The organism is Anaerobacterium chartisolvens (genome assembly GCF_003337415.1).
Taxonomy (GTDB): Bacteria; Bacillota; Clostridia; order Acetivibrionales; family DSM-27016; genus Anaerobacterium; species Anaerobacterium chartisolvens.
In genome coordinates this window covers 1-5,276 of the sequence record NZ_QPJT01000056.1, presented here as the reverse complement: position 1 = coordinate 5,276, position 5,276 = coordinate 1, and the positions used below count along the sequence as shown (strand labels likewise).

General features: G+C 38.4%; 7 protein-coding genes. 2 read left to right on the top strand and 5 right to left on the bottom strand.

Annotated features, from left to right (window positions below; translation table 11 throughout):
- Positions 1 to 244 precede the first annotated feature (244 nt).
- A complete protein-coding gene (locus DFR58_RS21350; protein WP_114300475.1) occupies positions 245 to 604 on the top strand; it encodes a BlaI/MecI/CopY family transcriptional regulator in 360 nt (119 codons plus the stop codon).
- Positions 601 to 2,826 carry a M56 family metallopeptidase gene (locus DFR58_RS21345; protein WP_114300473.1) on the top strand — a complete coding sequence of 742 codons (2,226 nt, stop codon included), beginning with the start codon at positions 601 to 603 and terminating at the stop codon, positions 2,824 to 2,826. Before DFR58_RS21350 ends, DFR58_RS21345 begins: the two co-directional genes overlap by 4 nt.
- A gap of 50 nt (positions 2,827 to 2,876) precedes the next feature.
- Here the strand turns inward: DFR58_RS21345 and DFR58_RS21340 are convergent, their stop codons facing one another.
- The 5 genes from DFR58_RS21340 to DFR58_RS21320 form a co-directional block, all read right to left on the bottom strand.
- Entirely contained in the window at positions 2,877 to 3,281 is a 405-nt protein-coding gene (locus DFR58_RS21340) for a hypothetical protein (RefSeq protein WP_170138281.1), read from the bottom strand.
- Positions 3,282 to 3,330: 49 nt separating this feature from the next.
- On the bottom strand, positions 3,331 to 3,792 hold the full coding sequence (locus tag DFR58_RS21335) for a zinc ribbon domain-containing protein (protein ID WP_114300468.1): 462 nt from the start codon (positions 3,790 to 3,792) through the stop codon (positions 3,331 to 3,333).
- Positions 3,789 to 4,112, bottom strand: coding sequence for a hypothetical protein (locus DFR58_RS21330; RefSeq protein ID WP_114300466.1), 324 nt, complete (start codon positions 4,110 to 4,112; stop codon positions 3,789 to 3,791). Before DFR58_RS21330 ends, DFR58_RS21335 begins: the two co-directional genes overlap by 4 nt.
- Positions 4,105 to 4,677 carry a sigma-70 family RNA polymerase sigma factor gene (locus tag DFR58_RS21325; RefSeq protein WP_114300464.1) on the bottom strand — a complete coding sequence of 191 codons (573 nt, stop codon included), beginning with the start codon at positions 4,675 to 4,677 and terminating at the stop codon, positions 4,105 to 4,107. Before DFR58_RS21325 ends, DFR58_RS21330 begins: the two co-directional genes overlap by 8 nt.
- Positions 4,678 to 4,780: 103 nt before the next feature.
- On the bottom strand, positions 4,781 to 4,960 hold the full coding sequence (locus DFR58_RS21320; RefSeq protein ID WP_114300462.1) for a hypothetical protein: 180 nt from the start codon (positions 4,958 to 4,960) through the stop codon (positions 4,781 to 4,783).
- Positions 4,961 to 5,276: the final 316 nt, after the last annotated feature.

The following is a 5,276-nucleotide window of genomic DNA, read 5'->3' as shown; positions in this document are numbered from 1 at the left end:
AATTACTTTCTTAATGACTCACAAATAAAAATGATGCTAAACTACGCATTTTGAGGTTTAGCACCATTTTTCTCTTTTTACTCCTAAAGACAGGTCCTATAACATATTATTGAAATAAAGTAAATGTATTTTTTTTCAAATTAGGCCGAAACCGCTTTTATTTTGCATATTGACAAAACAGGTTTATTGCTATAAACTTATACCAAGGTCTATTGTAATAAACTTTTGTATTGAGGTGAGATAAATGAAAGCATTTAAGCTGTTTGATGCGGAATATAAATTCGTATCTCTCATTTGGGAAAATGAACCTATCAACTCAACTGAGCTTGTAAAGCTTTGTTTTGAGAAATTAGGGTGGAAGAAATCAACTACCTATACTGTTTTAAGAAAGCTTTGCGAACGAAATATTCTGCAAAATCAAAATGCCAATGTAACAGCCCTTATTAAAAGCGAAGAGGCACGGAAGTATGAGAGTGAAGCTTTGATCGAGAAATCTTTTAACGGTTCGCTGCCGAAATTTCTAACGGCTTTCTTAGGTGAAAATAGGATTACTAAAAAAGAAGCGGAAGAACTTAAGCGGATTATTGAGGAGGCAATAGAATGATAAAATTATTTACTACCGTACTCAATATGAGCATTACTGCAAGTTATATCGCTCTTGCTGTTATTGCAATCAGGCTGCTCTTAAAAAAAGTGCCCAGGTCTTTTTCGTATGCATTATGGCTGGCAGTACTCATAAGGCTTGTATGCCCTTTTAGCTTTAACTCTGCTTTTAGCTTTTTAAGCTTTCTGAGGCCAAATGTTCAAGCAAGTACAGGAACAATGGAATATATTCCATATAATATGGGTTTGATGCAGAAGCCTGAAATTGATGTTGGAATCAATGGTATAAATGATGCTGTTAATTTCTCACTTCCGCCTGCAACACCTACGGCAAGCGTCAATTCAATACAAATCCTCATGGAGATTTCAAGCATTTTTTGGATTGTTGGTATTGGAATACTGCTTATCTATTGTACTGTTTCCTACTTAAAAGTAATAACCAATGTGAAGACGGCAACCCTTGTCAAAGACAACATCTTTGAAACAGACAGAATTACCGGACCGTTTTTATGCGGATTTTTCAGACCTAAAATATATGTTCCCGTTGGAATAAGTGATAACGAGCTGTCTTATATTCTTGCGCACGAACAGACGCACATACAAAGGCTGGATTATCTTATTAAACCATTTGCGTTTTTAGTGCTTATTGTTCACTGGTTCAATCCTATTATGTGGGTATCCTTTGCATTAATGAGCAAGGATATGGAAATGTCTTGCGACGAAAGTGTTATTAAAAGGATGGGCAATAAGGTAAAAACCGACTATTCAAATTCTCTTCTTCAGCTTTCAGTCAGAAGAAGCGGTTTATTATTAGGCAGTCCGCTGGCTTTCGGGGAAAGCAACATCAAGTCAAGAATTAAAAATATCCTGAACTATAAAAAGCCGGAGTTCTGGGTAATTATTCTTGCTGCTGCTGCAACCGTTTTATTAATATTTACGTTTACAGCAAATCCAAAACATGAACACAATGCTCAAAACACATATTTAGGATACTCAGTGGAAACTTTAATCAACAATAAAACTCCCTATGTGGGCAATAACAGCAAAGTTGTTGCACTTATTGATGCCATGCCCTTGCCTGAAGGCATTGTACGCGATACCATAGAGCTTCAGACAACCGTTTCGCCCTATGAAATAACTATTAACTATATTATGAAGGATTCTTCCGGCGTTGTGGTAAATGAAGCTGTGTGTGGTGATACTTTTTACCAAAATTCCATAATTCTCTTCAGCTTAATTGACAACGTCGATGTAATAAACTGTAAAATCATTGATAAAACCGGCAAGTATAACGGAGCATCCTATGCCTTTCCTTATACAAGGGAAGCGGCAACTCAATTGCTTGGCGAGGATGCGCACAGCTATGCAAGAAGTGCTGATACGCTTAAAGCCCTTATCAACAAGGTAAACAGTGTACATTTAATAGAGAAATATTTAGAAATTATTATTTCCTCTCCACAACCATCCTCCAACCCTTCCGACTATATTAAGGCTCACTCAAACGAATACGAAAGCATATTGAAAATGGGGGATGAGGCGCTTAATTATCTGCTTGTGCAGTTCAAAAAAGGTGGTAATAACGGTCTCAAAGGGCATATTATGGCAGCCTTGTGCAAAGACCTTTTGGGCGACAGAAACAATGTAACAGATGAAAGCCTGTTGCCGCAGCAATGGTTTGACAAGCTTTCACCCTATGAGGAAGTAAAGCTGCCCGACTTTAAGGCAAATACTTCCGACCCAATAGAGCAGCTTGTTTATGATGCGGCAGTAAAGCAATACTCCAGACCGGACGATGGGTTTACTGTTGTTGCCCCTACAATCTTCGGCAGCTACGAGGAAGGAAACAAGCTGAAAATTATTGTAACCGTCTACAGCAACAGGTTTAGGCTTTATAATAAAACGCTCTCAGAGGTGGGCGGCAGTATTGTTCCCGGGGCAATCACATATATCAAGAATGATGACGGGCAATACATATTGCAGGAATATAAAGAATGTATGGATGGAAGTTATTTTAACAAATCAATTGAGGACTTTTGTACTATGCCTGTATCCGGCAATACCATTAAAGGACTTTATTCCGAAATTATAAAGGATTACGGAAGCAATAAAGGACGCAACGAGCTACTTGATAAAAACCTTAAAGAGCATCTGGAAGCCAATAACCAGAAGGGCATTAAACTTAAGTCCAGAGGCCTGAGCAATGAATTGGTACCATTAACATAAACATTGGGGACGCTCCTGCTTGAATATTAAGCAGGAGCGTCCTCTCTGTCTTATTCCCCTTTTTCCAGTTTCCACTTTATGCTATAGCTTCCGCCCGCCTTACTGCCTTTAACTACCACCTCATAGTCGCCATCCTTTTTTATCTCTATTTTTTCAGTACCCTTTTGGTTGGGCTGAAGCTCCATAATAGTCTCGTTGTCAGGGTCAATAATCTTTATAGACAGCTCTCCCTTCTCTACTTTGAATTCATAGGTAAAGGAAATGCTATCCCCCTCTTTAGCATTAAATTTTGCGTATCTAGTTCCGTCAAAGTACATATAGCTTGCCTCCATATTGCCGGGATAATTGTTGCCAACCCAAAAAATACTCGTCTGGCAGGCTGAAAGCATACCACAAATAATAATTACTACTGTACAGGATATCAATGCTTTAATTTTTCTTTGCATTCTATTCATACCTTCGTTCACGCCCCTTAATAAATTAAAGTATTATTGTCACACAGCCCTACTGTATATCATTTCTGCAGTACGGACATACTTTCCAGTCAGCCAATACCTGCCTCCCGCACTGCCGACAATGCTCAACAAGCGATGTGCTGCAGTAGGGACATATATTGAATTCGCTTTTTATGCTTTTTCCGCAGTTGAGGCATTTTATACCATTACTGCCTCTGATGATGAAGTATATTATAAGTCCTATAAGATTAGGAACAAAAGCCGCTATTGTCATCCACATCCATCTGTCCATGCCTCTTTTGGGAGCATCCCTGTATACAAAAACAGAGATTGCTGTTAATGTGGCGGCAACAATAATAATCGGAGCCAAAAGCCACACCATTGTATATGCCGTCAGTCTGGTCGCTTCCATAAGGGTAAGCCCGATTCTCAGCATCATCAGAGATATACACACAAGAACAGCAACGGCAAGAATCCAGAATAAAGCCTTGAAAAATTTGCGGTTGTTCATAATAAGCCTCCCTGTAATTTTTGAAAAAATTTGCTTATGCCTTCCCGGTATCTGTAAGCCGCCAGCACAAGAGAATTATATAAGCACGACATAACTGTATAAAGCATCAGCTTATGCACCAGGCTGTATGGCGCTGCTATAATAACCCCCAGAAATACCATGAATATGACAAGATTAATTGAAACCGCCAGTGCAATCATATACACTGCAATCATGCTTTCAGACAGCCTTGCCCTAGTTTTTTGTATCAGTTTTTCTGATGCAGCAATATCCTGCGAGTAAATTTCCCCCAAAAGACGCTCAAGCTCTTCTTCACTCAAAGTATTCAACCTCCATAAGCTTCCTCAACTTTGATTTTCCCGAATTCAAACGGGATTTTACAGTACCTACCGGTATATCAAGTATTTCCGCAATATCCTCATAGCGCATCTGCTTAAAATAAAATAAAATTACCGGTATTCTAAAGGTATCATCTAATAAATTTATACAATGCACCAAATGCTCCCTCAATTCATTATCAACAGCCTGTTCGTCAGAGGGAGGAGCATGGCTTGGAGCATTGTGCAAAGCTGCCTCCTTTTCTTCGTTAGAGAAAAAGTCTGTTAATTTGTTAAGCCATCGCTTTGTCTTGCGGTACCGATCCCTGTAAGCGTTTAAGGCAATAGAAAGCAGCCAGTTGGAAAACGCTCTTTCCTCATCACAGCTCGCTATACTCTGCATGGTCCGGACCCATGTGTCCTGAAATAAATCATCGGCATCAAGCTTATTTTGCGACAAATGATAACAAAATTTATAAAGGGAATCCTTATGTCGGTCAATCAATATTTCCAGCATATCAATATACCCGGATTTGCAGAGCTTTATTATTTGTTTATCTTCCAGCATATCTCCCCCTTCATATATGTTTTACGTTTGAGCGTCAAAATTGTTCAATATATCGTAAAATTATTTTTAATAGCAATCAAGCAGGGACGGTTCTTGACTTGCGCTATTTTTTGCTCAAGATTCTGCTCCTCCTTGATTCGCTTATTCCCCCAAAAAGCTTACCCAATTCCTTCAACGTTAGAGAAGAGCTTCTCCTCATCTCCTTCACAAGTTCATCCCTTCGTTTAATTTGCGATAGCATCTCCTCATACGTAAATCTTTCTCTGGATAAAATATCCTCCAATCTCCTTAGAGTAAAATTATCGTAGGCAAAATTAAATAAAAAATAAGAGAAGAATTTGTAAAAACTCTTCCCTTAATCACGATTATCCTGTACACTAGGGGGACGCTCCTGATTATAGAGCATTTGTTCTTTAAACATTGGAGACGCCAGACTGTGCTAAAATAGCAAAAAATGTTAATTGTATTTATATTAAATTTAGCAGTAGATTACCATACTATTTTACAATTATTTACAGTATGTACATTAGAGAGGTTGAAAGAGTCCTTTAAACCTTTCAATCTCTTTAATATTTCCTTGGTTCCGACAATGTTTATCA